This window comes from Micromonospora noduli, assembly GCF_003264365.1.
GTDB classification, from domain to species: Bacteria; Actinomycetota; Actinomycetes; order Mycobacteriales; family Micromonosporaceae; genus Micromonospora; species Micromonospora noduli.
Genome location: NZ_PYAK01000001.1, coordinates 275,553 through 302,160 on the forward strand (window position 1 = coordinate 275,553; position 26,608 = coordinate 302,160).

The 26,608-nt window shown below is 68.9% G+C and carries 21 protein-coding genes; 13 read left to right on the top strand and 8 right to left on the bottom strand.

The window, feature by feature from the left end:
- The first annotated feature begins 241 nt into the window (after positions 1–241).
- Positions 242–1,453: a low temperature requirement protein A gene (locus tag GUI43_RS01275; RefSeq protein ID WP_170158638.1), complete on the top strand. Its 1,212-nt coding sequence runs from the start codon at positions 242–244 to the stop codon at positions 1,451–1,453.
- A 142-nt stretch (positions 1,454–1,595) separates the two neighbouring features.
- Complete coding sequence (locus GUI43_RS01280) at positions 1,596–2,936, top strand: carbohydrate-binding protein (protein ID WP_112697584.1); 1,341 nt, start codon at positions 1,596–1,598, stop codon at positions 2,934–2,936.
- 250 nt (positions 2,937–3,186) lie between these two features.
- Here the strand turns inward: GUI43_RS01280 and GUI43_RS01285 are convergent, their stop codons facing one another.
- The gene (locus GUI43_RS01285; RefSeq protein ID WP_091405328.1) at positions 3,187–3,603 is read right to left on the bottom strand and encodes a cupin domain-containing protein; all 417 of its coding nucleotides are present in this window, start codon (positions 3,601–3,603) and stop codon (positions 3,187–3,189) included.
- Between the two features lie 118 nt (positions 3,604–3,721).
- On the opposite strand from GUI43_RS01285, the gene GUI43_RS01290 reads away from it, so the two are divergent.
- On the top strand, positions 3,722–4,483 hold the full coding sequence (locus GUI43_RS01290; RefSeq protein WP_244166399.1) for a helix-turn-helix domain-containing protein: 762 nt from the start codon (positions 3,722–3,724) through the stop codon (positions 4,481–4,483).
- A 201-nt stretch (positions 4,484–4,684) separates the two neighbouring features.
- On the opposite strand, the gene GUI43_RS01295 is transcribed toward GUI43_RS01290, so the two are convergent.
- Positions 4,685–4,954, bottom strand: coding sequence for a hypothetical protein (locus GUI43_RS01295; protein WP_091404873.1), 270 nt, complete (start codon positions 4,952–4,954; stop codon positions 4,685–4,687).
- A gap of 382 nt (positions 4,955–5,336) precedes the next feature.
- On the opposite strand from GUI43_RS01295, the gene GUI43_RS01300 reads away from it, so the two are divergent.
- Positions 5,337–6,464, top strand: coding sequence for an ABC-2 family transporter permease (locus GUI43_RS01300; protein WP_112697588.1), 1,128 nt, complete (start codon positions 5,337–5,339; stop codon positions 6,462–6,464).
- 26 nt (positions 6,465–6,490) lie between these two features.
- Here the strand turns inward: GUI43_RS01300 and GUI43_RS01305 are convergent, their stop codons facing one another.
- From GUI43_RS01305 to GUI43_RS01315, 3 genes are all read right to left on the bottom strand, one after another.
- A complete protein-coding gene (locus GUI43_RS01305; RefSeq protein WP_112697590.1) occupies positions 6,491–7,666 on the bottom strand; it encodes a zinc-dependent alcohol dehydrogenase in 1,176 nt (391 codons plus the stop codon).
- Positions 7,663–8,151: a hypothetical protein gene (locus tag GUI43_RS01310; protein WP_112697592.1), complete on the bottom strand. Its 489-nt coding sequence runs from the start codon at positions 8,149–8,151 to the stop codon at positions 7,663–7,665. The genes GUI43_RS01305 and GUI43_RS01310 overlap by 4 nt, the downstream gene beginning before the upstream one ends.
- Positions 8,152–8,307: 156 nt before the next feature.
- Positions 8,308–9,150, bottom strand: a complete 843-nt coding sequence (locus GUI43_RS01315; RefSeq protein ID WP_112697594.1) for an aldo/keto reductase — start codon at positions 9,148–9,150, stop codon at positions 8,308–8,310.
- Between the two features lie 238 nt (positions 9,151–9,388).
- Here GUI43_RS01315 and GUI43_RS01320 point away from each other — a divergent pair, with 238 nt between their 5' ends.
- The 6 genes from GUI43_RS01320 (at position 9,389) to GUI43_RS01345 (ending at position 14,497) form a co-directional block, all read left to right on the top strand.
- The gene (locus GUI43_RS01320) at positions 9,389–9,970 is read left to right on the top strand and encodes a type 1 glutamine amidotransferase domain-containing protein (RefSeq protein ID WP_112620515.1); all 582 of its coding nucleotides are present in this window, start codon (positions 9,389–9,391) and stop codon (positions 9,968–9,970) included.
- Positions 9,971–10,281: 311 nt separating this feature from the next.
- The gene (locus GUI43_RS34415; protein ID WP_249037612.1) at positions 10,282–11,232 is read left to right on the top strand and encodes an SRPBCC family protein; all 951 of its coding nucleotides are present in this window, start codon (positions 10,282–10,284) and stop codon (positions 11,230–11,232) included.
- Complete coding sequence (locus GUI43_RS01330) at positions 11,229–12,404, top strand: zinc-dependent alcohol dehydrogenase (protein ID WP_112697598.1); 1,176 nt, start codon at positions 11,229–11,231, stop codon at positions 12,402–12,404. Before GUI43_RS34415 ends, GUI43_RS01330 begins: the two co-directional genes overlap by 4 nt.
- Positions 12,405–12,602: 198 nt before the next feature.
- On the top strand, positions 12,603–13,232 hold the full coding sequence (locus GUI43_RS01335; RefSeq protein WP_112697600.1) for a TMEM175 family protein: 630 nt from the start codon (positions 12,603–12,605) through the stop codon (positions 13,230–13,232).
- A gap of 73 nt (positions 13,233–13,305) precedes the next feature.
- The gene (locus GUI43_RS01340) at positions 13,306–13,713 is read left to right on the top strand and encodes a DUF2267 domain-containing protein (protein WP_244220355.1); all 408 of its coding nucleotides are present in this window, start codon (positions 13,306–13,308) and stop codon (positions 13,711–13,713) included.
- Positions 13,714–13,774: 61 nt separating this feature from the next.
- On the top strand, positions 13,775–14,497 hold the full coding sequence (locus GUI43_RS01345; protein ID WP_091404841.1) for a hypothetical protein: 723 nt from the start codon (positions 13,775–13,777) through the stop codon (positions 14,495–14,497).
- Between the two features lie 65 nt (positions 14,498–14,562).
- On the opposite strand, the gene GUI43_RS01350 is transcribed toward GUI43_RS01345, so the two are convergent.
- The 3 genes from GUI43_RS01350 to GUI43_RS01355 all read right to left on the bottom strand — a co-directional run bounded on the left by GUI43_RS01350 (position 14,563) and on the right by GUI43_RS01355 (position 16,618).
- Positions 14,563–15,249 carry a DUF1345 domain-containing protein gene (locus GUI43_RS01350; RefSeq protein ID WP_244220356.1) on the bottom strand — a complete coding sequence of 229 codons (687 nt, stop codon included), beginning with the start codon at positions 15,247–15,249 and terminating at the stop codon, positions 14,563–14,565.
- 63 nt (positions 15,250–15,312) lie between these two features.
- Positions 15,313–15,405, bottom strand: a complete 93-nt coding sequence (locus GUI43_RS35005; RefSeq protein WP_309251764.1) for a DUF6766 family protein — start codon at positions 15,403–15,405, stop codon at positions 15,313–15,315.
- A gap of 202 nt (positions 15,406–15,607) precedes the next feature.
- On the bottom strand, positions 15,608–16,618 hold the full coding sequence (locus GUI43_RS01355; RefSeq protein ID WP_112697602.1) for a mechanosensitive ion channel family protein: 1,011 nt from the start codon (positions 16,616–16,618) through the stop codon (positions 15,608–15,610).
- A gap of 341 nt (positions 16,619–16,959) precedes the next feature.
- On the opposite strand from GUI43_RS01355, the gene GUI43_RS01360 reads away from it, so the two are divergent.
- The 3 genes from GUI43_RS01360 (at position 16,960) to GUI43_RS01365 (ending at position 26,350) form a co-directional block, all read left to right on the top strand.
- Entirely contained in the window at positions 16,960–19,914 is a 2,955-nt protein-coding gene (locus GUI43_RS01360; RefSeq protein ID WP_112697604.1) for an ATP-binding protein, read from the top strand.
- Positions 19,915–19,994: 80 nt separating this feature from the next.
- On the top strand, positions 19,995–20,147 hold the full coding sequence (locus GUI43_RS33650; RefSeq protein ID WP_170158639.1) for a hypothetical protein: 153 nt from the start codon (positions 19,995–19,997) through the stop codon (positions 20,145–20,147).
- Positions 20,148–20,161: 14 nt separating this feature from the next.
- A complete protein-coding gene (locus tag GUI43_RS01365; RefSeq protein ID WP_112697606.1) occupies positions 20,162–26,350 on the top strand; it encodes a S8 family serine peptidase in 6,189 nt (2,062 codons plus the stop codon).
- The last annotated feature ends 258 nt before the right edge of the window (positions 26,351–26,608 follow it).

Consider the following 26,608-nt stretch of genomic DNA (forward strand, 5'->3'; position numbering starts at 1 on the left):
CCCCTTCTCCGCCGTGTGCTACCACAGCGCCGGCCGGACCTACCCCGCCGTGGCGGCGGCGCGAGTTACCAGGTCGGCGAAGATTGACGGGGCGTCGGAGGTGGCCGTTGGTGGTTGGGTTACACCGGTGACGTACCCGGTCCCGGCCGACGAAACCGTGCCAGCCCGACCCCCGCTTCGACCGTGTGATGGACGGCCGACCTGACGTCGAGGCAGTGCCGCGGGAGCCAGCATGGGCGGCATGGGGTTTCCGGGAGGTGGCGGACGGGATCTCCTGGAACGCCGCGAGGACGTGCGACAGGCGAACTTCCTGGAACTCTTCGTCGACCTGGTGCTGGTCTTCGCCCTCTCCGGAGTGGTGACCCGGGTGGCACGGGACGCCACGGCAGTCGATCGCGTCGTGCAGTGGCGTTCGCTGGCTTACCTGCTGGTGCTCGCCCTGCCGTTGATCTGGTTGTGGATCACCACCGCGCACATCACCAGCTGGTTCGACCCCCGCCGCCGCAAGATCCAATGGGTGGTGCTGGCCAGCGCCTTCGGCCTGCTGGTCATGGCCTCGTCCCTGCCCTATGCGTTCACCGGCAAGGGCTGGTCGTTCGTCCTTCCGTACGTGGTCCTGCACTGCGTCCGTCCACTGATCCTGCTGCCCAGTCTGCACGGGCATGCTCTCCGCGATCTCTACGCGAGATCGGTGGCGTGGTGCACGGCCGGCGCGGGCATCTGGGTGGCCGGCGCGTTGGTCAGCGGAAACGCCAGAGCCGCCCTCTGGGCAATCGCCGTTACCGTGGACATCGTGGCCGCCCAACTGCGATGGCCGGTCTACGGCCGGGCCCGACCACCGGTCAGCGCCTGGGCCATGGACAGCGGCCACCACCTGCCGGAGCGCTACCAGCAGTTGCTGATGATCGCCCTCGGCGAGACCGTCCTGGCCGTGGGTATCACCTTCACCGACCTACCGGCCACCACGTCCACCTGGGCGACGCTGGTGGTGGCGTACCTGTCGACAGTGCTGCTGTGGCGGATCTACTTCTACCGGTCCGGGCAGGTCCTCGCCGAGGCGGTCGCCGCCGCCCGGGACCGGCTTGCTGCCGGCCGCGCCACCGGCATCGCCCATGTCGTCATGGTCGTTGGCATCGTCACCACCGCCGTGGGCTACGAGATCGTCCTCGAACACCCTGCGGACCGGCCGGAACCAGCCTGGCTCGCGATGATCCTCGGCGGTCCGGCCCTGTTCCTCTACGGCCGCATCCGGCTGGAACGGATCGTGTTCAACCGGCTGTCGATCCGCCGGGTCGTCGCCATTGCCGCACTGGCGGCGGCTGCCGGACCGCTGCATCACGCCCCGCCGCTGACCGCCTCCGTCGTGGCCGCGTTCGTGCTGCTCGGTGTCGCTGTCGCCGACGCCCGCCGCGCGGCCCACCAGCCGCCAGAGAAGCCTTCCCCAGCGAGCTGAGAACGGGCGTCCCTGGGTTCGCCGCCGCTGTCCGGCCCGGCCACTCCCCAACTTCCCGGGATCTGTAAACAACCCTTGATATTAGGCGTCACGAACGTCAATATGTGGAGGTCGCGGGTCATCTAAGCCTGGGGAGTGAGCCATGAGAAGCCGTCGAATTTTCGCAGTGGTAGCCGGGGCGGCGATGACCGTCACGGCCGCCGTCGCCTTCGTCCCCAGCAGCATGGCGGCCGTGCCCTCGGCCAACGCCGTCCCGATGGTCGCCTGCACCGCCCCCACCTGGACCGAGGGCCCCACCTACCAGGCGGGTGCCCAGGTCACCTACAGCGGCCGGCTCTACCAGGCACTGGTCACCCACACCGCGCACCCCGGCGCCGGCTGGAACCCCGCCTCGACCCCATCGCTCTGGCGTGACCTCGGCGCGTGCTCGGGAACCACGCCGCCGCCCACCACGCCACCACCCACAACCCCGCCGCCCACCACCCCGCCACCGACCACACCTCCCCCCACCACCACGCCCCCAACCGGTGGGACCTGCGCGGTGAAGTCGCGGCCCACCGGCAAGGTGTTGCAGGGCTACTGGGAGAACTGGGACGGGGCCTCCAACGGCGTACACCCCGGCCTCGGCTGGATCCCGATCACCGACAGCCGGCTCAACCAGCACGGCTACAACGTGATCAACGCAGCGTTCCCGGTGATCCGCTCGGACGGCACCGTCCTCTGGGAGAACGGCATGGACGCTGGCGTGAAGGTGGCCACCCCGGCCGAGATGTGCCAGGCCAAAGCGGCCGGCGCCACCATCCTGATGTCGATCGGCGGAGCCGCGGCGGGCATCGACCTCAGTTCCGCCGCCGTCGCCGACCGGTTCATCGCGACGATCGTGCCGATCCTGACGGCGTACCACTTCGACGGCATCGACATCGACATCGAGACCGGCCTGACCGGCAGCGGCAACATCAACACCCTGTCCACCTCGCAGGCCAACCTGATCCGGATCATCGACGGCGTGCTGGCCCGGATGCCGCCGAACTTCGGCCTGACCATGGCACCGGAGACGGCCTATGTCACCGGCGGCAGCGTGGTCTACGGCTCGATCTGGGGCTCGTACCTGCCGATCATCAAGAAGTACGTGGACAACGGCCGGCTCTGGTGGCTGAACATGCAGTACTACAACGGCAGCATGTACGGCTGCGCCGGCGACTCGTACCCGGCGGGCACCGTGCAGGGCTTCACGGTGCAGACGCAGTGCCTGAACAACGGGCTCACCATTCAGGGCACCACCATCCGGGTGCCGTACGACAAGCAGGTCCCGGGCCTGCCGGCGCAGAACGGGGCGGGCGGCGGCTACATGTCGACGTCGTTGGTCACGCAGGCCTGGAACTCCGTGCCCGGCCTGAAGGGCCTGATGACCTGGTCGGCGAACTGGGACGGGTCGAAGGGCTGGACCTTCGGCGACAACGTGAAGCGCCTGCAGGGCCGCTGACGGATGACGGCGTCGGGCCTACCGCCAGCCGGTCCTCCGGCAGGCGGTAGGCCCGGCGCTCCGCTTTCCGGAGGTCGGCATCAGAACGGCACGTTCGTACTCGAGGACTGCCGACCCCGCGCGACGAACATCGCCAGCCGATAGCCGACGAGAGGAACGCGACCGCCGCCCACGACCGGTGGACGTACCTGTTGGCAGGGACGCTGTTGGCGACCGCCGGGGTGCTCACCGTCCGCAGGTGGAGACCCTCTCAGGAGTCACCCAAGGCATGCCCCGCAGTGCTGTCCACATGATCAGGAACCTCACCCTCGTGGCGATCGCCGGTAGTGGAGGTCCCGGTTGGCTCGAACATCAGAATCGAGCCGCCCGGCGAGGAAGGCTTGTGTTCGATGCCCTTGGGAACCACGAACGTATCGCCCTGGCGCAGGACGACGGTGTGTTCCTGCCCGTCGGCGTCGCGGTAGGCGACATTGAACTGGCCGTCCAGGACCAGGAAGAACTCGTCGGTGTCCTCGTGGACGTGCCAGACGTGCTCGCCCCGGGCGTGGGCGATCCGCACGTCATAATCGTTTATCCGGGTCACGATCCGTGGGCTGTAGATGTCGTCGAACGACGCAAGCGCCTCGGACAGGTTCACGACGGCGAGGTTGACGGGAGTGATCGACATAAGCCGAGCCTCCACCGTGGCCGCCGCGCCGGTCTTGGACGTTCTTGACGCCGACGGCACACGACCGCCCGGTTGCCGAGTCCGGGCCTGGCGGCCACGAGTCCCAGGGATCAGCGAGGTGTTTCACGCCCAGATCGTCGACTACGCCTACCCGCTGCATGCCCACGACACCTGGACGGTGCTGATCCTCGACGCTGGGGCCATACGCTACGACCTCGACAACCGCCACTGCGCGGTAAGCGGCGGCGACTATGTCGCTGTCCTGCCACCCGGAGTGGTCCACGACGGCCGTCCCGCCGCCAACGCCCCCGGCTTCCGCAAACGCAACCTGTACCTCGACCCCACCTTCCTACCCGCCAATCTGATCGGCTCCGCCGTCGACCACACCACCTTCCGCGACGGGCCACTGCGGCGCGCCCTCGCCAGGCTCCACCATGTCCTTGACGCCGACGAGGACCCGCTGAACGCCGAAGCCAGGCTGGCCATGATCGAGCAACGGCTCACCGACCACCTGGCCGCCGCCCCTTCCACGTCCACACGTCCGGAGCCGCAGGCCGCCCGCGCGCTGAGGGCGCTGCTCGACGAGCACACTGTGCAGGCTGTCAGCCTTGCCGCCGCCGCTCGCCTCCTGGACCGGTCGGTACCTCACCTGGTCCGCAGCTTCGGCCAGGCTTTCGGGATCAGTCCGCACGCATACATCATCGGTCGACGGATCGAGGCCGCCCGCAAACTACTCCTCGCCGGCATCCCGCCGGCCGAAGTGGCGATCACCGTCGGCTTCTGCGACCAGGCCCACCTGACCCGACACTTTCGCCGACACACCTCCACCACACCGGCCCGATACGCCTCCGTCACAGGTAGCCGCGCTGCGTCCATCTGACGTCAAAGCTCGTGGAGGAAGACCAAGGAGTACGCCGGGTCTGGTAGCGCAGCTGCCCACATGGCGCTCGCACTACCCGGCGGGACGGGTCTACTCGCCTGGGCCCAATGAGACAGGCATCGATCCTGCCCGCTGCTGCGACTCGTCCAGAAGGCGACGCGGGCTGCGGCGGGAACGCACAGCGGCCGAGTTCGCCGGAGGTCATCCCTCAGCGGCGGGTCGGCTGTGCACCACCAGTTCGTCGATCTCCAATCGGCCGACGCGCAGCTCCCGCACGACCGCCCGGCGGATCGCCAGCCGCCCGATGACCAGCGCCCCGACTGCCACGGCCCCGACGGCCAGCGCCCCCACGGCGAGGGCGCCGAGCGAGGCCGCTCCCGCAGCCCGCGCCCCGGTAGCCGCCGCGCCTGTCGCCACCGCGCCGTTGGCCCGCGCCCCGGTCAACCGCATCAGGCTCACGTCTCGCTTCATTCCCCCATTGTCCGCATACCCTCGGCCGCCCGCTCCTCATAGGTCCGGTTGTGTGCTTCAGGGTGCCGCCGACGATGCCGAGGAGCATCGGCCGGACGACTTCGGCGGCGCACACCGAGCCAGTCCCAGCTGGGGCGAGCCACAAGAACACCTTCCACTGAATCCGCTGCACCGATCGGGGTGGTCTCTTAGGCTGCGTGGGCGGGGCGCCCGGTTCGACGAGTGCGTCGCGGTGGCGCTGTACGGGCTGGTCAGGGTGCTCCTCTCGGCGGCTCGGCCGTACCGCTACGTCAGCCGGCACGGGGAGCTGCGGCGACGGCGCCTGAGGCCCCCGGTTTGTTCGCCGTCAGCGGCCGAGCCTGGCTACCGGTGAGGAGCACCGATGACGCAGAGTGAACAGGACCGCCCGGAGATCGTCGTCGGACTGGTGGCAACCCCGCCGGACCACCCGGCCCGGGTGGCCGCGCGGCTCACCGCCGAGCTGACCAGCGGGCTCGCCGAGCGGGTGAACGCCGACGTGCGGTGGATCGTCCGGGAAGGTTGGGGCGAAGTGGCACCGCGCCGCGACGGCGGCGTAGAGGCGCTACTCGATGATCTCGCCCAACGGCGTGCCGACGACCAGTGGGACGTCGCCGTCTGCTTGACCGATCTGCCGCTGCATGCCGATCGGGTGCCGCTGGTCGCGCAGACCTCCGCTCGGCGTCGGGTCGCTGTGGTGTCCCTGCCCGCGCTGGGACTGCGCCAGCTGCGAGCGGCCCGCGCCGCCGTTCCGGATCTGGTGAGCCGGCTGCTGAACGAGGCTTCCGACCAGCGGTTGCCGCCGGCCGGCCGGGCATCGACCGAGATGACAAGCCGGATTCCCGCCGTCCACCGGGTGGTCGGCGAGGCCGACGCCGGTGAGCGGCGCTACGTCGCCTCGCGACTCATCGGCCGGTTACGACTGTTGATCGGCATGGTTCGAGCCAACCGTCCGGGGCGTGCCCTGCTGGGCCTGTCGAAGCTGTTGGTCGGCGCGTTCGGCACGGCCGCGTTCGCACTCACCACGGACACCATCTGGCAGATGGGCGCTGCGCTCGGCGGACTGCGGCTCGCCGTGATCATGCTGCTCGGGCTGACAGCGTTGGTGGCCTGGTTGATCGTCGCGCACGACCTGTGGGAGAAACCAGGCCGCGAGACGCCGACCGAGCTGGCACGGCTGTTCAACCTGGGTACGATCCTCACCCTCACTCTGGCCACGGTGCTGTCCTACGTGGTGTTGTTCGTGGGAACGGTGCTCGTCGGGGCGCTGCTGATCGACACCTCCGTGCTGGAGCAGACCCTGCAGCGACCAGTCAACCTCACCGACTATCTGACGCTCGCTTGGATCACCAGCTCGCTGGCCACCGTCGGCGGCGCGATCGGCTCCGGGCTGGAAAACGAGGAAACGGTACGGGCTGCCGCGTACGGCTACCATCCCCAACCCGACGGCTGGCGGGACGAGAAGAGCGGACAGTCCCACAGGGGGAGGTAAGTGGGAGTAGTCCCTGGTCGCGACGGTCAGCTGGTTGGCTGGAAGACGGCACGTACACATCCGTCGAGTTTCTGCTTGAACATCTCGTAGCCGCGCGGCGCCTCGTCCAACGTCATGGTGTGCGTCGCGAGATGCTCCGGGACCAACTCGCCGCGGGCCATTCGCTCGAGCAGCATGGGAATGTAGCGCTGTCCGTGCTGCTGCGCGCCGCGCAGCGTCAGCCCCTTGTTCATCACCGCCCCGAGCGGGAACTTGTCCACCAGGCCGGCGAACACGCCCAGGATGAACACACTGCCGCCCTTGCGACAGTTGTAGATCGCCTCCCGCGCGGCGATCGGGCGGTCGGACTCGATGCGCAGCTGCTGCTTGACCTGGTCGTACCAGAATTGCGGACCGCTGCTGTGCGACTCCATGCCGACGGCCTCGATGCACACGTCCGGGCCTCGACCACCACTGCGTTCCAGCAACTCGCCGCTGACGTCCTGCTGTTCGTAGTTCAGCGTCTCGACGCCGAGATGCGTCTGGGCCATCTGGAGCCGGTTGTCGAGTCGGTCGATCACGATCACCCGATCGGCACCGAGCAGCACGGCGGCGCGGGCCGCCATCTGCCCTACCCCACCGGCGCCCCACACCGCCACGACATCACCCGGTTTGACCCCGGCGAGGTCGGCGCCCATCCAGCCGGTCGGCGCGGCGTCGGAGGCGAACAGCGCGCGCTCGTCGCTCACCTCGTCCGGGACGGTGAAGGCGCCCTGGTCGGCGTAGGGGACGCGGATGTATTCGGCGTGGCTGCCGGCGAAGCCGCCGAGTGCGTGGGAGTAGCCGTAGCAGCCTCCGGGCGCGGCACCCCAGACGTTCTCGGTGATCATCGGGTTCGTGTTCCCGTTGTCGCACAGCGAGAACTGTTGTTGCTGGCAGTACCAGCACTTGCCGCAGGAGACGAACGAACAGACGACGACCCGGTCGCCTACCTTGTGGTTGCGTACCTGCGGACCGACCTCGACGATCTCGCCAAGGAACTCGTGCCCGAGGACATCGCCGCGTTCCATGAACGGGATGTACCCGCCGAGCAGGTGCAGGTCCGACCCGCAGGTCACCGTCCGACGGACCCGGACGATGGCGTCCTGCTCGTTGCGGAGTTGCGGGTCCGGAACCTGCCGCACCGCGAGCTCGTTGGCTCCTTCCCAGACCAGTGCCTTCACAGTCGTCCCTCCCGCCGACCCTGTTGGGTGGCCATCCGCAGTGGCTTGTTCATCGGAGTCGGCTCGGTGGTGGGTGGATAGTCGGGATGGAGGACCTCACTGGTCTCGATCAGTTGCTTCGACTCTCGCAGCGCAGCGCGGATGGCCTGCTCCGGATCCCGGCCGGTGGCTCGTCGAGCGGCGGCGGCGACAGGTAGTCGAGAACCGTCGCGCAGCCGTACGGCGATCTCCGTCCCCTGGTCGCCGGGGGCAGGCCGGAGCTGGACCTCGACGGCGTCCCCAAGCCCGGCCAGCGGCTCGGGGAGTTGCCCGCCGGGGGCGACGTCACCCGCTGGTCGGTTCACCGTCGCCACGTGCCACTGCGGCCCGCGCCGCCGTGCCTGACCCCGTTGCCGGTGGCCGTCACCCTGGTCGGTCCCGCCGAGCAGACGCCGCGCGACCACCCCGCCGGCAACCACGACCGCTCCGCCGATCAGCCACCTCATGTCCGCCCCTGTCGCTTGGTCTGCTCGTGCGGGTGCCGTCAATTATTGGCAACTTTCAGGGCAAACCCTTTCATAAACGGCGACCGCGTCGCGGCGGTTCTGGCACTGAATGAGTTCCTGCCGGTCGGGTGTCTCCCGCCGGAACGGCCGCTGGTCCTACAACATCTCCAGCGGTTGCGGGGCTGCCGGCGGCGGGAACGCCGTGTCGAGTGCCGCCACGTCCTCCTCGGTCAGCTGCACGTCGCGCGCCTCAGCGTTCTCCTGGGTGTGTTCTGGCCTGGACGACCGGGGGATGGCCGCGACCATCTCCTGCCGTAGCAGCCAGGCCAGCGCGACCTGGGCGGCCGTGGCCCCGCGCCGGGCGGCGACCTCCGCGACCTGGGGGTGGCCGAGCAGTCGACCCTGCTCGATCGGCGAGTACGCCATCACCGGAATCCGATGCTCACGTAGCCACGGTAGGAGGTCGTACTCGGGACCACGGCGGGTGAGGTTGTACAGAATCTGATTCGTCGCGCAGGCACTTCCGCCCGCCTCAAAGAGGTCCGTCATGTCCGAAAGATCGAAGTTGCTCACGCCCCACTGTCCGATGTCACCGGCGTCGACAAGTTCGGCGAACGCCTCGATCGTCTCCGCGAGTGGATGCGTGCCACGCCAGTGCAGCAGGTAGAGGTCGATATGGTCGACGCCGAGTCGTTGCAGGCTGCGGCGGCAGGCCTGCACGGTTCCCCGTCGGCTGGCGTTCGACGGCAGCACCTTGTCGACCAGAAAGACGTCGGCCCGTCGTCCGACGATCGCCTCGCCGACGAGTTCCTCGGAAGCGCCGTCACCGTACATCTCCGCAGTGTCGATCATGGTCATGCCCAGGTCGAGCCCGGCACGCAGGGCGGCCAGCTCGTCCTGGCGCCTTGCAGGGTTCTCGCCGAGGTACCACGTTCCCTGCCCGAGCACGGGCATGGGCTGGCCGGACGGCATCTCGATCGCATCGCTGGCGAGGGTCATGTCGACCTTTCCCGGTTCCAGTTGGGTTGTCTGCCTTACCCGCTGCGACAGGCAGCACACGCGCACGACGCGCCACGCTCGCCCACCGGCACCGGTTGCGCAGCGTGCAGGCGGGAAGGATCGTCCACCATCGGGCGGGCTTTGCTGGCCTGTTTGCCCGTCCCCCGCACCGGGAAGGCGACCGCGATCCAGCGACGCGACGCCGACCGGGCGGCGCCGCGAAGGGGAGGCCACCGAGATGGCGCAGAGCCAGCAGCCACTGACCGGCAAGCGAGTCGCTTGCCTCGCCGCCGACGGAGTGGAGGACGTGGAATACACCCAGTCCCGAGCCGCCGCGGAGCAGGCGGGAGCCGAGGTTCACCTGATCTCGTTGCAGTCCGGCGAGATCCAGTCGATGAACCAGGACATCAACCCTGCCAACCGCTACCGGGTGGATCGGACCGTGAACGACGTCGATGCGGCTGACTACGACGCCCTGTTGCTGCCGGGCGGGACGGTCAACCCCGACCGGCTCCGGATGAACGCGGAGGCGATGAACTTCGTCCGGGCGTTCTTCCAACAGCACAAGCCGGTGGCGGCGATCTGCCACGGGCCGTGGTCGTTGGTCGAGACCGGCATGGTCAACGGCCGGACCCTCACCTCGTTCCCCAGCCTGCGCACCGACATCCGCAACGCCGGCGGAAACTGGGTCGACCAACAGGTGCAGGTCGACAACGGCCTCGTCACCAGCCGCAGCCCCAGCGACCTTCCGGCCTTCTGCGCCAAGATGGTCGAGGAGTTCGCCCAGGGCGAAGACGTCCGCCAGATGGCGACGGCCTGACCGACGGGGCTCAGGGCCGGGAGCATCAAGCCGGTCCTGAGCCCGTGACGACGGCTGTCCCGCCGCCCGACACGCCGCCGCTCCCGCCGAACAGCGGCTGTCATGACGGCGGACTGAGCAGCGGGACAGGGATCGCCTCCCTACTGCGGCCGATGGGCGGGTTGAGGTGGTTTCCGAGGGGTATCCGGGCCCATACGGGTCGCGCTCCGGACCGTCGTGAACCGACAAACGCGGCCGGGCGCGACCGGATACGGAGGCTACCCGTGACTCAACTAGCAACCCGAGAGGCAGCGAAGGCAAGGCAGGACGACGTGCAGCGGCGAGGACGCCGGCTCGGCTGGGTGAGTCTCGGCCTGGGCGTGGCACAGCTGGCGGCACCGGGCACGGTGCGCCGAATCAGCGGAGTGGACGACTCCCCGACGACCCGGGCGGTGGTGCCGCTGGTCGGGGCGCGGGAGTTGGTACACGCGGCCGGGCTCCTGACGAGCCGGCGAAAGAGCGTTTGGGCGTGGACACGGGTCGTGGGTGACGCGATGGACCTGGCCTCCCTCGGGGTGGCCATCGCCCACCGCAGCGGGCGCCCCCGGCGTCGCCTCGTCGCTGTCACTGGCGCCGTCGTCGGGATCACGGTGGTGGATCTGCTGACCGCCGTGCAGGCCACCCGGGCGAAGAAGATCGGCTCAGCGCCGACGGCACGAGGCTCACGCGAAGGAGGACCCATGGAGCTGACAGCCACGACGACCATCCGCAAACCCCCGCCCAAGGTCTACGCGTTCTGGCGCGACCTGGGCAACCTCCCGACGTTCATGGCCCACCTCGAGCAGATCCGCACCACCGGCGACCGTACGAGCCACTGGTCCGCCAGCGCTCCGTTCGGCACTAACGTCGAGTGGGACGCGGAGATCGTCGACGAGGCACCCGGCGAGAAGATCGCCTGGCGGTCGACCGGGAACGCCGACGTGCCGAACGCCGGCACGGTCCGGTTCGTGCCCGCCCCGGACGGGGTGAGCACCGAGGTGCACGTCGTTCTGTCGTACGACATCCCGGGCGGCGCGGTCGGCAAGGCGGTCGCCAAGTACTTCGGCGAGGAACCGCACCAGCAGCTCGACGACGACCTGCGCCGGCTCAAGCAGGTGCTGGAGACCGGCCAGGTGGTCCGATCCGAGGGCGCCCCGTGGGGCAAGCGGGCACGCAAGGAGTTCCCGCAGCGTCCGGCGCAACCGCTGTCGGATTCCGAGCTGGCGAAGGGGGCCGATTCGTGAGGGCGAACACCTGGGCGGGTCGCAACAAGGTCAAGGTTCGTGACGTGCCGGACCCGAAGATCCTGAACGAGCGCGATGCCATCGTAAGGATCACTTTGACGGCGATCTGCGGCTCGGACCTGCACCTGCTCGATGGGTATGTGCCCACCATGCAGGACGGCGACGTCATGGGCCACGAGTTCATGGGCGAGGTGATCGAGGTCGGTCGGGGCGTTGATCCGGGCCGGCTGCGCGTCGGGGACCGGGTTGTCGTGCCGTTCCCCATCGCGTGCGGCGCGTGCGGCGCCTGCGCCTCCGAGCTGTACTCCTGCTGCGAAAACTCCAACCCCAACGCCGGCATCGCGGAGAAGATGTTCGGCCACCCGGTCGCCGGAATTTTCGGCTATTCGCATCTGACCGGCGGCTTCGCGGGCGGTCAGGCGCAGTACGCGCGGGTGCCGTTCGCCGACGTCGGCCCGCTGAAGATCGAGTCGGACCTGACCGACGAGCAGGTCCTGTTCCTCTCCGACATCCTGCCCACCGGCTACATGGGTGCCGAAATGTGCGACATCCAGTCCACCGACGTGGTGGCGGTGTGGGGGGCGGGTCCGGTCGGCCAGTTCGCGATGGACAGTGCCCGGGCACTCGGCGCCGCGAAGGTCATCGCTATCGACAAGGAGCCGTACCGCCTGCAGATGGCCGAACGGGCGGGCCACACACCGGTGAACTTCGAGGAAGTCGATGTGCGGTCGCGGCTGCTGGAACTGACCGGTGGGCGGGGACCGGACAAGTGCGTCGACGCCGTCGGCATGGAGTCCAGCCACGGCAGCGCGCACGTGCACGCGTATGACCGGATCAAGCAGGCCGTCCGCTCGGAGACCGAGCGACCGCACGCGCTCCGGCAGGCGATCCTGTCGTGCCGCAGCGGTGGCACCGTGTCGGTGATCGGCGTGTACGGCGGCTTCCTCGACAAGTTCCCGGCCGGGGCATGGATGAACCGGGCGCTGACGTTGCGTACCGGCCAGTGTCACGTGCAGCGCTACATGAAGCCGCTGCTGCAGCGCATCGAACGCGGGGAGATCGATCCGACCCGGGTCATCACCCACACCCTGCCGCTCGACCAGGCAGAACGCGGCTTCGAGATCTTCAAGAACAAGCAGGACAACTGCGAGAAGGTCGTCCTCAAGCCCTGACCACCATCACCCACGCATCCGGCCACCGCAGCACGCTCGGTGGCCGGATGCGTTGTCTGTCCACAGGCGCGGATCTGCGGGCGGCCCTGCATTCGCCACCGAGCTGCCCAGCTGTTTGCCGCAGACGACCCTGGGTAGGCGCGGTCGGTGAGCGGGCCAGACACAGACCTAGGCACCCGATCGGACACCAGCCGTGCCGTGGCGTTCAGCGATGCGATCTTCGCCATCATCATCACGCTGCTCGTCCTGGACCTCGGGATACCGGACGTCCCACCTGGTCGTCTCCTGTCCGGTTTGCTCAGTCAGTGGCCGTCGTACGTCGCCTATCTCGCGTCCTACTCGTACGTGGCCGTCGTCTGGCTCAACCACAAGGCGGCGTTCAACCGCATTCGGCAGGTCGATCGTGGGCTGCACTGGATGAACCTGCTCGTACTGTTCAGCACGGCGCTGCTGCCGTTTCCAACGATTGTCGTGTCGCATGCGCTGCAGGAGCACAACAACGCGGACCAGCGTGTGGCCATCGCCTTCTATGCGCTCATCGGCGCGTTCTTGTGCGCGACGTGGCTGGCGTTCTACCACTACCTGGCCAGGCACCCTGATCTGCTGAAGGAGCAGGGCAAGGGCGGTTTCTTTCACGGCGAGCGGTTCCGGGCCCTTGCCGGGGTCGTCCTGTACCTCCTCGCGGGGGTGATCGGCTACCTGGTGGCACCCTTGATCGGCTTGGTCATCTTTCCCTTCCTACCCGTCTTCTATGCCCTCACCAGCGCCGGCCTGTACCAGTTGCGGGTGACCCGGCGTATCACCCACCGCCCTTCGCCACCATCCTGAGGGCGGGCGAACCGCCGTTTCACCCGGGCGTGGGTGGGAACCCGCCGCAATCCGTTTCGAGAGGGGACCCGAGGTGAACTACAGCGAGTTCATTCAGTCTGTGGCAGCACGACCCAAGGTTTCACCGGGGCAGGCGGAACCGATTACCCGCGCCACGCTCGAGACTGTGGCAAAACGGATCACTGGTGGCCAGGCAAGGGACCTCGCCTCCCAGCTCCCCGAGGAGCTACGAGGCCTGGTGTCCAGGCCCACCGAAGATCCGGAACGGTTCGGTCTCACCGAATTCCTGGAACGGGTGCAGTCCCGGGCAGGGGTCGATCGCGAGATGGCCACGGAGGGAGCGCGGGCCGTGATGGATACCCTGCGTGAGGCTGCCAGCGCGAAGGAGTACGGAGACTTCGTCGACCAGTTGCCGCAGGAGTTCTGGCAGTTGACCGGGCCTGGCTCTGGACAGCTCCAGCCTCGCCGGATCGGCACCTAGGCCACACCGATAGGTGGGCTCGATTCGGTCCGGATGTTAGGCGAGGCCCGAGGAGTGCGGGATGACCGAACCGGAGAGCCGGGACACGGGCGCACGAGAGTTGCCCGCCCCGACGAGTGGTGAGCACGGCCTTCCCCAGCCGGCTGGTGGGCACAGCAGCAAGACCATGTCAGACCCGGACGTCGTCCTCCAGATTCCGCAGGTCAAGGTCGAACAGATCTACGTCGAGGTCGACGATCTGGACGCCTCTGTTTCTCTGCGAGCCCGGCTGGGTAGCCTGCTCCAGCTCGACGTGGGCGTTCAGGCGCGTCTCGGCACGGTGAAGATCGATATCAAGGGCGTCGAGGCCGAGGCGATGCTCGAGGTTCGGCTCGACGAGGTACGGGGAATTCTCGACAGCGCCCTCCGCACGATCGAGCGCAACCCTCAGATCATCGAGTCGGTGGTGAAGACGGTGGACAAGGCCGTGGACCAGGTGGGGCAGACAGCGCAGGAGGCGCTGGGGCCCAATGGTCCGCTGTCGCAGACGCTGCAGCAGGCCACCCAGCAGGTCGGTCAACAACTCGGGCAGGCCGCCCAGCAGCTCGGGCAGTCCACCCAGCAACTGGCTCAGACCAGCGGAACGACGGCTGGCGGCGGTGTGGAGGGTCTCGGCAGCGTGCTGGGCGGGTCTCCGGCCCGAGCGGCGTGGCGACGGATGAAGAGGACCGTCCACAGTAGTCAGCCACTGAGGCAGGTCACGACGCGGCTAGCAGGACCGCAGGGGCAGCAGCCGCCGGGCTGATCGACGTCCACCGTGGTGGCGACATGGCAGCGGGCCAGGTCACGCCACTGCATGCTCCGCGGGGGTCATGATTGGCCCAGGTTGGTGACCAGGTTGACGGCGACGGCCAGGATGCCAGTTCCGAAGGTGTAGGAGAGCAGGGCATGCCCGAGCGCGATCCGGCGCATGCGGTTGCTTGTGGGTTCGTTCTCGCCCGGGGCGTAGGACATGCCGACGGTGAAGGCGACGTACGCGAAGTCGGCGTAGGCCGGTGGATCTTCCCGCTTGAAATCGATGCCGCCATCGTGGCGGTAGTACAGCCGCGCGTACTTGAGTGCGAAGACCGTATTCACCAGCGCCCACGCCAGGACCACCGCGACGACGCTGAGGATCACCAGCGTGACAGCCACCACGTCCTGCTGGTTCGAGGCGCGGATGAGCGCCTCGGCCACGGCGACGAGGCTGATGACGGACGCGATCAGGACCGCCGCATCGGTGGAACGGGACTGCTGCTCCGCCTCGGCAAGCTGCTCGGTGCGCCGTGGGCTCGCCGGCCAGCAGGCCCGCCACACCCAGACGAGGACCGTGCCCGCCGCGATCGTCCAGATCACCAGCGGCGTCAACTCCGGTGCCCCGACCAACGCGATGGCGGTCCCTGCCACGACACCGACGGCTAACGACCACAGGGCACGCCTGACCGACAGGAGCCGTCCCCGCGCCGGTCGTCCCGATTGCTGCTCCACCTGGTCAGCGTTCCAGCTGAAGCAGATCACGTAGGAAAAACCGGAAGCGATTACCGGATCAGGTTGTGAATATCCTGGAATCGTGGAGAGGTCTCAGCCCTCCATTCCGGTGGCGGTGTGCGCCACGCCGACCGGCTTGGATTGTGAGGACCCTCGCTGTCGCAGGTAGATCGAAAGAACGACCATCGGGAGACGGCCAGTAGGTCCGACTGCCAGTTCTCCAGTGTGCGGTTCCAGAAGTCGGGCTGGAGCAGGTACCCGGCCCCAAGACGCCCGCTGGACTCCCAACGGAGAGAGGAGGCCCCGGGCGCCATTGACGGGTTGCCCTCAAGAGATGCGGGCTGAACGGGGTCGCCATCGAGCGGATTTGAGCTCAGGCCCCGCCCATTCAAGGCTGATACTGACTGCGGGTGCGGGGAAGCCACTGGGGATGGCGGTCGCGCAGGTAGCGCACCAGTCCCTCGCGCAGGTCGCAGCGCAGGTCCCAGGCGCTGGCGCCGTCGGCGGCCGAGGCCTGAACCTGGATGACCGCTGTCTGGGGGGTGGAGTCGACCATCTGGAGCACCCACTGGTGGCGATCCCACAGCGGTGAGGACTCGACCAGCCGGCGCGTTTCCCGTCGTAGGTCGTCCAGGTCGGCGGTGTGGTCGACATGAATCTGGATCTTGCCGACAACCCTGGACTCGTTCCGGGTCCAGTTCTGAAACGGCCGCTCGGTGAAGTACGTGGTCGGGAGGATGAGCATCCGCTCGTCCCAGAGCCGGATCACCACGTTGGTCAGCTTCACCTCCTCAACCCGGCCCCATTCGCCGTCCACCACCAGCACGTCGCCGACGTGCAGGCCGTCGGCGAACGCGACCTGGACACCGGCGAACGCGTTGCCGAGCGCGGTACGGGCCGACAGGCCGATCAACGCGCCGACCACCCCCGCCGACGTCAACACGGAGACGCCGAAGAGGCGTACCGGCCGAAAGGTGATCAGGATCAGGCCGATCGCGACGATGGTGACCACGGCGACGGTGAGCCGCCGCACGGGGCGAATCTGCGTCCGGGCCCGCCGGACCCGCCGGCTGGCGACCGCGTCGCCAGGCAGTCGACTGAACGCGACCGCCTCGGCGACGTGCAACGCCTTGTTCACCAACCATGCCCCGGATATCACCAGCGCCACCCGGGCGACGTGCCGCAGCTGAGGCTGCCACCCGACCGGTCCCAGAGGCAGCGCGTAGTACAGCGCCCCGGCCAGCAGGACCGCTGCCGCCGGGCGGCGGCAGGCATGCCGCAGCGGCTCCAGCAGCCAGCGGTAACGGCCACGGGCTATGCGGCGGACGACCATGCCAGTGATCAGGTCCACGACCACCGCCGTCGCCAGCGCGGCTACTACGATCAACGCGGTACGCATCAGAGGCCGTTCACCGTAATCCCGATGCCAGCTTCCCCCGGCTCACTGCCCTGTCCACGTGCTCAGGGTGCCACCCCGTCCAGTGGCAGGCGGCCAACATCGGGGAACAACCGCTGACCACACCTGCGTCAGTCGCCCGAGTCGCCTTCCCGGAGCAGTACGGCGGACCTGCAGTCGTACGGCGGGTCATTGAACTGGTCCGGACGCAACGCCATGCGGCGAAGACCAGTGCGGCAGCCCTTCGCCGATCAGTCCCCGGCATGCTGCGAGAAGGATCCCGTGACGCGAGTCGCCACGAGGGGGTACTTGTGTCCGGGCAGCGAAAAGCGAGATCATCACGCATGCTCGACCCCTCGCCCGAGGACGACGGGACCTCACCGACCGTCTCCACTCCGCACTTCGTGGGTCGTGATCGGGAGCTGGCGGCGCTTCGGGGCGCCCTGGCCCGGCCACCGGCGATCGTGCTGGTCGAGGGCGAGGCGGGGATCGGGAAGAGCCGACTGCTGCGAGAGTGGCTGGCCGCACCGGGCCAGCGCACCGCCTTGGTGTCGGTGTGCCCACCGCTTCGCGAGTCGCTGACGTTGGGGCCGATCGTCGACGCGTTCCGTGGGATCGACCGTCCGGTGTCGCGATTGCGGCTCACCGAGCTTGCGGGTGCGTTACGGCCCCTGTTCCCCGAGTGGTCCACGGACCTGCCGCCCGCATTGCAGCCCCTGGGCGATGCGAAGGCGGCGCGGCATCGCCTGTTCCGCGCCCTGGAGGAGCTGCTGCGGGCTCTGCATGTCGATGTTCTCGTGCTCGAGGACGCGCACTGGGCCGACGAGGTGACCCTGGAGTTCCTGCTGTTCGTCACCTCCCGACAGCAGTCGCAGGGGCCCAGCCTCGTGATCTCCTATCGGCCGGAGGAGGTGGACGACGGTTCGCTGTTGCTGCGGCTGACGTCCCGGTTGCCTGCTGGCGTGACCCAGCTGAGGATCGCCCTGGCGCCGATGCGACCCGACGACACGGCAGCGCTGGTGTCCTCGATGCTGGACGGCAACCCGATATCCCAGGAGTTCACGACCTTCATGCACGAGCGGACCGGCGGTGTTCCGCTGGCCGTGGAGGAGTCGGTTCGCCTCATGTGCGACCGCGCCGACCTCGTCTTCCGCGACGGGCAGTGGGTCCGGCTGAAGTTGCGCGAGCTACAGGTGCCGCCAACGGTGCGCGACTCCACCCGGGAGCGGGTGGGCCGTCTGTCGCCGACGGCGCAGCAGGTGTTGCGGGCCGCGGCGACGTTGGCTGAGCGGTCATCGGTGGAAACGATCGCGATGACCGCCGGTCTGTCACCAGCCGCGTGCCGAGGCGCTGTCGCGGAGGCGGCCGGCGCCGGTGTCCTGGACGGAGACGACCGCGGCCGGTGGCGATTCCGTCATGTGCTGGCCGCCACGGCTGTCTACGAAGCGATCCCGTTGACCGACCGCAGGCACTTCCACCTGCGGGCCGGCCGGGCCGTGGAGCACATCCATCCACCGCCGGTGGCACAGCTTGCCCACCACTTCCGCGAGGCGGGCGAGACGCAGTCCTGGGCACGGTACGCCGAGCAGAGTGCCGAGCTGGCCATGGCCTCGGGCGACCACACCAAGGCGGTCGACCTGCTCGTCGACCTGTTGACGTGGGCCGTGCTGGCGCCTGTGGACCGGGCACGGGTCGCGCGCATCGCCGGAGTCGCCGCACTGGGCCGTCGTGAACCGGTCGACGAGGTCTACCACCGCGTGATCCGTACCTTGCGCTCGGTGCTGGAGACCCCCGGTCTCTCCGCCCGCCAGCAGGCCGAGATCCGCAACCCCCTGGGTCGGCTCCTGATCACCGGGGGTGAGGCGCAGGCAGCACTCAGCGAGCTGGAGCAGGCGGTGGCCAACCTCGACCATGACCCGGTCGAGGCGGCTCGGGCAATGACCTACCTTGGCTGGGCCTATGCGGGACCGTGGCCGGCGGCGACCCATCGACGTTGGCTGGATCGCGCCGCTGAACTCACCGCCGACTTCGATTCTCCCGCGGAGCGACTGAACCTGGCCGGCAACCGGGCCGCGGCGTTGCTCATGCTCGGCGAAGAGGAGGCGTGGGACGTCGTCGCCGACCTCCCCATCGACGGCGCGACGCCGGCGGAGCGTCTCGACGTGGCCCGCATCCACGCAAACGTCGGGACCGGCGCACTGATCTGGGGTCGGTACGCCGACGCGGAGGAACACCTCGCCGTGGCCATGCGCCTTGCCGAGGCCGAGCAGGCGTCCCGGTTGCACCACAACGTCGGACTCGAACAGGCCAACCTGGCGTGGCTCACCGGCCGGTGGGAGGGCCTCGCGGAGCGAAGCACGGCACTCGCCGATGCCGACCGGGACCGGCCGGCGCACTACCTCGGCAGCATTCGCCTCGCTGCGCGGCTGGCAGCCGCAGCCGGTCGGCGGCGCGCGGCGGAGGAACAGTTCCGGCTGGTCCTCGAGGAATCTGCCCGTCTCGGCGCAGCCGACGACACGATGGAGGCAGCCGCCGCGTTGGCCAGGCTGTGGCTGACGGACGGAAACAGCGGCCGTGCACTGCAGATCACGAATGAGCCGATGGACACCGTCCGGAGGAAAGGCATCTGGGTCTGGGCGACGGACCTCGTTCCCGCCCGGATCGAGGCGCACCTCGCCGCGGGGGATCTGGAGGCCGCGACCCGTCTGGGCGACCAGTTCGCCAGAGGACTGCGTGGCCGTACGGCGCCTGCGCCTCGCGCCTCGCTCACCGTCTGCCGTGCCCTGCTGCTCGCCGCAGCCGGAGACCACGCCCGCGCGGCTACGGCATACGGTCGGGCGGCCCGCGCCTGGAGCGCGTTGCCGCGCCCCTACGACGCCATGCTCGCCCGCGAGCGTCAAGCCGAGGCGCTCATCGCGCAGGGCCAGATCGAGCAGGGCCGAGAGCTGCTGGCGGCACAGTACGAGCAGCTGTTCAGGCTCGGGGCGCGCGGCGATGCGGACCGGGTCGCACAGCGGCTTCGCGAACAGGGCGCCGACGTCCCGCGACTGTGGCGCGGCGGCCGACGCGGGTATGGCGACCAGCTCTCCCCTCGCGAGCTCGACGTGGTCCAACTGGTCGTCGCCGGCAAGACGAACCGGGAGATCAGCCGGATCCTGGCCAAGTCGCCGGCCACAGTGGATCAGCAGCTTCGTGCCGCGATGCGCAAGTTGAAAGTGAGCTCCCGGACCGCGCTCGCGGTCAAGGCAGTGGAGGCCGGAGTGTTCGCTGAAGAGGACTCCCTCCACGACGCGTCGTGAAAATTGACGTATCCGCTGGATAGCGACTGTCACTCGTCCCGCCGAGCATGACTCCATGATTCATAGCCGTCGGGCAATGCATGCCTGAGCGACCTGTCGCGGGTGACGACGCCGCCATCGAGCACCCGCCACCACCCGAGCCGCCCCGCGAGCCGGACGTCAGCGGCCCCGACGCCCGTGACGTTGACGGTGCCGACGACCACAAGAACCACGACCCCTACCAACCCCTGTAGGTCAAAGGACTCCCATGAGACTCAAAGCCCTCGCGGCAACGCTTGCCGCAGCGGTCGGCCTGAGCATGATCCAGGCTCCACCGGCGTCTGCCGCTGAGCCGGATCCCGGCGCCGCCGTCAACAAGATCGCCCCGAGCCTGAAGGATCGCTTCCGCACGTCTCCGGCTTCCGACTTCTGGATCAGGTTCGAGACCACTGCCGACCTCGGGCCAGCGAAGAAGCTCACCGACTGGGCCGCTCGTGGCCAGTTCGTCTACGACGCACTGACCGCAGCGACGAAGGACTCCCTGGCATCCGTCTCCACCGACCTCGACCGGGCGGGCGTCAAGTACACCTCCTACCCGATCGCCAACGCCGTGCTCGTCAAGGGGGGCACCGAGAAACTCGCCCTCAACGTGGCCTCCAAGGTGCAGGTCGCCGAGATCCACGCGACGCCGCAGGTCGCGCTGGTCGAGCCCGTGGACGAGAAGATCCCCACTGACCAGGCTGCCCGCCCCACCGCCCCGAAGAACGCCGCCGAGGCGGGCACCGTCTCGTGGGGTCTGGACGCCATCCACGCCCCGCAGGCGTGGGCCATGGGCGCCACCGGTGCGGGCATCACCGTGTCCAACCTCGACTCGGGCGTCCAGTTCGACCACCCCGCCCTGGCGCACCAGTACCGCGGCACGAAGCCCGACGGTACCGTCGACCACAACTACAACTGGATGGGCGTCCGGGGCACGTGCACTGGCGCACCGTGCGACGACAACGGACACGGCACGCACACCATGGGCACCATGGTCGGCGACGACGGCACCAACCACGTCGGCGTCGCCCCGGACGCGCAGTGGATCGCGACGAACGGCTGCTGCGACAGCACCGGCGTCGAGTCGCTGCTGCGGTCCGGCTGGTGGCTGCTCGCCCCGACCGACGTCCAGGGGAACAACCCCGACCCGTCCAAGCGCCCCCACGTCGTCAACAACTCGTGGGGCCAGACCGTCGAGCACAGCTTCGACGACTTCTTCCAGGCCATCGACGAGGCGTGGAGCGCCGCGGGCATCTTCAGCGTCTGGTCATCGGGCAACACCACGCCGTACGCGGCCTGCGACACCGTCTCCTCGCCCGGCTCCGCCGAGAGCGCCTACTCCGTCGGCGCGTACTCGTCGGACGGCACGCTCGCGTCGTTCTCCCGCAAGGGCGAGGGTGAAGGTGGCCGGATCAAGCCCGAGATCTCCGCTCCGGGCGACGCCGTTCGTTCGTCCTATCCGAACAACAGCTACACCGAGATGTCCGGCACCTCGATGGCGGCACCCCACGTCGCCGGTGCCGTCGCGGCGCTGTGGAGCTACGACCCGACCCTCATCGGGCAGGTCGAGGCAACCCGCCGCCTGCTCGCCGAGTCGGCCGTGGACGTCGACGACACCGAGTGCGGAGGCACCGCCCAGGTCAACAACAAGTACGGCGAGGGCCGGCTCGACCTCGTCCGCCTGCTCGAGCTCGCGCCCCGACAGGGCGGCACCCTCACCGGTGTCGTCACCGCCAACGGCGCCCCGGTCCCCGCTGCCGAGGTGACGATCAGCGGACCGTTCAGCCGGTCGATCGGAACCGACAAGGACGGCCGGTTCACGACGAACCTTCCGGTCGGCGCCTACCAGCTCAGCACCAAGGTCTTCGGCTACCTGACCGCGACCGCCAACGTCACGATCACCCTCGGCCAGGACACCTCCGTCAAGCTGCCGCTCACGGCCGCCGTGCGGCACGACATCAGCGGCACTGTCGTCGATGACAAGAAGCGGCCCGTCCCGAACGCCGACGTCTCCGTCAGGGACACGCCGCTGAAGCCGGTACGCACGGATGCCAACGGCGCGTTCACGATCACCGCTGTTCCCGAGGGCGGGTACACGCTGGGTGTCAAGCCCAACGCCTGCTTCTCCCCCACGTCCGTCCCGCTGACCGTCGGCGCGCAGAACGAGTCGCGCGAGATCCCCGTCGGGCTCGTCGTCGACAAGGGCGGCTACAGCTGCGCCGTCTCGGACGGCGCGTACCTGCGCGGCACCGACCCTGTCGCGTTCACCAGTGGGGTGTGGGCGACGGTGAAGCTGCCGTTCCCAATCGCGCTCTACAACGGCAGCCACGACACCCTCGGCGTCGGCCTGCGTGGCGTGATCTCCCCGGACACCAGCACCGGCCCCGGCAGCGGCGGCGCAGGCATCTTCCCGTTCTACGTCCAGAGTCCCGTCGAGTTCGCCCCCGGCGGGGGTGTCTTCACGGCAGCCACCAAGGTCAACGGCGAGGATGCGTTCGTCGTCGAGTACCGCAGGGCCAAGCTCTGGGCCTATCCGATCCGGTCGGAGTACACGGAGCCGGTCAGCTTCTCGGCCACCCTCACCCGCTCCGGCACGGTGATCTTCGGGTACGGCGACGGCGTCGGGTCCGACGACCCGGTGACCGCCGGCGTGCACGCCACCACGGGCATTCAGGGCTGGGCCGGTGTCGACGGCATCCGGTTCTCCGACAGCGCCCCGGTGCTGCGCGACGGGATGATCGTCACCTACGACATGCCTGACTTCGGGTACCTGGACGCGACAGTCGTCGACCAGAACGACGGGCTGCCGGTGGCCGGGGCCAAGGTCTCGTTCACGGACAAGCTGGGGCTCGTCGAGACCGTCACGACCAACGGGACGGGCATGGTGCATCGCCAGCTTCCGGTCGGCGACTACACCATGACTGTCGACGCGCCGAACTACACGACCGCGGCGTACCCCTTCTCCCTGGACAAGCTCTACGCCAGTGCCAAGATCGACGCGCGGCTGACCACGGGTGCCGCCGGCCTGAAGGCCGACGGCCTCGACGCGCTGTTGGGTACCGACCAGAACGGCGCGGGCACGCTGACGCTGACCAACAACGGTTCCGCCCCGCTCACGTACAACCTGGGCGAGGCCGCGCGCCACCCCGAGCTTGACGCCGCCGGCGCCACCGCGCGCACCGGGAAGGGTGCGGCCAGCACGATCGACCTCACCGCCTGGAAGGCCGGTGCGAGCGGCATGAAGCCGTCGAACGTCGACGGCAAGGCCGCGACGGCGAGCGCCGCGGAAGCGCAGGCGGCCGCCAAGGTCGGTACGACCTCCGGCGGTGACGTCATCACCCGGATCGCCATCCCGGGCACGATCGCGGAGAAGGAGCCGTCCGGCGTCGGGTACGACGGCGACGTCTGGGTCCACGACTACAACGCGCGGACCAACACCGCCTGGACGGTGACGGGCAAGCCGACCGGGAAGGTCTTCGACGCGTCGTGGAACCCCGCGTACCGGGCGTTCGACATGGCGCTCGACGCCAAGACCGGTGACATGTGCCAGATGGAGGACAGCCCGGCCAGCTTCATCCACTGCTTCGACCGGCAGACCGGGAAGGAGACCCGGCAGATCAAGGGTGACTGGTCCACGCTGCAGCTGACCGGCCTCGCCTACAACCCCACCGAGGACGTGTTCTACGTCGGCGGCCGGGCGAACGGCATGATCGGCACCGTCGCCGGGACGTCGCACGACAACCCGGGTGCGCTGCTGTCCTTCTGCGCCCCGCCGCTGCCCGAGGTGATGGGCCTGGCCTACAACCAGGCGTCCGACACCATCTGGTACACCGACCTCACCTCGAACCGGCCCACCCGCCTGCTGCAGGTCGACCCCGACGACTGCTCACTGGTGAACGCGTGGTGGTTCCCGGGCCAGAAGGCGGGCCAGGGCGGCGGCCTCGAGACCGACTCGACCGGTGCGCTGTGGGCGGCGGACCAGGTCGCCGACGACGTCGTGCTGGTCGACGTCGAGGACGACCTGCTCACCGACCTGCCGTGGCTGTCGCTCTCCTCGACCGGCGGCACCCTCGCCCCAGGTCAGTCCACGACCGTCAAGGTCTCGATCTCCTCGAAGGGCACCAGGCCAGGGGCCCTCGGCGCGAACATCGTGGTGCGGTCCGACTCCGGACGCCAGTCCAAGACCTACGTCCCGGTGACTCTCACGACCACGAAGTACCAGGTCGGCGTCAACGCCGGCGGCCCCAGGTTCACCGACGGCTCCGGCTACACCTGGTCCGCCGACCAGGCCGCCAGCAGAACGACGTGGGGTTACGAGGGGAAGACCAAGGACGCCTCCACGAAGGCCGGGATCGCCGGCACCACGGACGACACCCTGTTCCAGTCGCAGCGCACCACGCCGGACAAGCAGTTGTTCTACCGCTTCCCCGACGCGCCCAAGGGCACCTACGCGATCGATTTCGGGTTCGCCGAGATCGAGAAGGTGGCCAAGGGCAAGCGGGTGTTCGACGTCCTCGTGGACGGAACGCTGACGGAGTACGCGTACGACCCGGCCGCGGCCGTGGGGCCGAACGCCGCCGACTGGCGCACCGCCGTGGTGAAGCACGAGGGCGGTCCGCTGACCGTGGAGCTGCGGGGCTCGAAGGGCCTGAAGCCGCCGACCATCGCCGCGTTGCGGGTGACGCTCGACCCGCGGGCAGACACGGCGGAGCCCGAGCCCCAGCCCGAGCAGCCGGAGCCGGGCCCCGTGCCGGTGGCCCCCGCCGGTCGCTCGTACTCGATGAAGGTGACCGACGGCCTCTACCGCCAGGGCACGCAGGAGTCCGGATGGCACGGCGACGACCTCTGCGGCGTGCTGTGGTTCGACTCCAGCTTCCTGGCTCCGTTCTACGACACGGCCTGGGACGGCGTGTGTGTGACGACGAACGGCGCGCTGACCTTCGACCGCGCCAGCACGCAGGGGAGCAACACGGCGCTGCCGTCGCCGTACCCGATCGACGCGATCTACCCGCTCTGGGACGACCTCATCGTCGACGACGAGGCGGGCATCTACTTCGGCACGACAGAGGTGGACGGGCTGGCGGCGCAGGTCATCGAATGGCGCAACGTCGCCTTCTACAGTGACCGGGCGGCTCGGGTGAGCTTCTCGGTCACCCTGATCGCGGACGGACGGATCCAGATCGGGTACGGCGACGGCGTCGGCGGCGACAACCCCCTCACCCGCGGGTCGTCGGCGACGGTCGGCGTGGAGAGTCTGACGCGCAACCCCGCGAGCCAGTACTCCTTCGACCAGCCCGTCCTGAGGGCCGGTCTGGGGTTGGAGTACACCCTCCCGGCCGCGGGCACGATCGAGGGTACGGTCACCGACAAGAACGACGGCAAGCCGATCGAGGGCGCGATCGTCACGCTCAAGGGGCCGGCCGGTGAACGGGTCATCACCACCGACGCAAAGGGCCGGTGGAAGGCTCAGGCGCTGGTCGGCGAGAACACCGTGCAGGTCGAGGCGCCGAACTACATCACCGCCAGCCACCCGGTGACCATCGCCAAGAAGGATCAGGCCGAGGTGGTCGACACGGCGTTGACGACCGGCGTCGCCACCGTCACCGGAGGTGACTTCGACTGGCTCCTCGACAAGGCCCAGAAGGCGCCGGCCGACGTGACAGTGACCAACAGCGGCTCCGCCCCGCTTGAGGTGCGGATCAGCGAGCAGAAGCGCACCAGCGACGGTGGGCACGAGGCTGCCGACCTTGCCTGGCTGACCCTCACGGGCCCGGCCGCGACCGGCACGGTCACGCTCGCGGCCGGCGAATCCACCACGGTCACGGCGACGGCCGACAACGCCGGGGTCCAGCCCGGCGTGCTCGTCGGAGACGTGCTGGTGACGTCGAACGCCGGCAAGGGCGAAGCCCAGCTCAAGCCGGTCCGCCTGGCGACCTCGGCCTACTGGGAGGGTGTCGACGTGGGCGGATCCGGACACGTCGGTGCCGACGGCTTCGTCTGGTCGCCCGACCAGCAGCTCGGCTCGCGGCCGTGGGGCTACGTCGGCGGCAAGACGCGCGCCACCAAGGCCGACATCGCCGGCACCGAGGCCGACGCGCTGTTCCGCACCCAGCGGACCGGCGAGACGTTCAGCTACGTGTTCAAGAACGCCCCCGCCGGTAAGTACCGGATCGGCCTCGACTTCGCCGAGATCGAGAAGGTCAAGGTCGGCAAGCGTGCCTTCGATGTGCTGGTCGACGGCAAGGTCGTGCTCTACGACCACGACGTGCAGGCGAAGGTGGGTGCGCTGACCGCGGACATGAACGCGGTCACCGTCGAGCACACCGGTGGCGATCTGAAGGTCGAGCTTCTCCGCGAGAAGGGCGAGAGCGACCCGATTCTCAACGCCCTGAAGGTCCAGCAGGACCCGCGCCTCTGAGGTAGCCAGACCTATCCGCCAACAGTGGTCAGAGCCTCCTCGGAAAGGATCGCCGGGGAGGCTCTGACCACGACGCCCGCAACCGTCGACTGACACACCGCTGAAGGCCACTCCTGGCACCTACGCCAAGAGCACTGAGGCTTACGCCACCGATAGCCAGCGAGGTTTGCCGACAGCCGCCACATCAGCGTAACCTGGACGATATGGTCCAGTTAATTTACGCCAGAGTGCGGGCATCCGCCCTCAACCCAGGGCGGG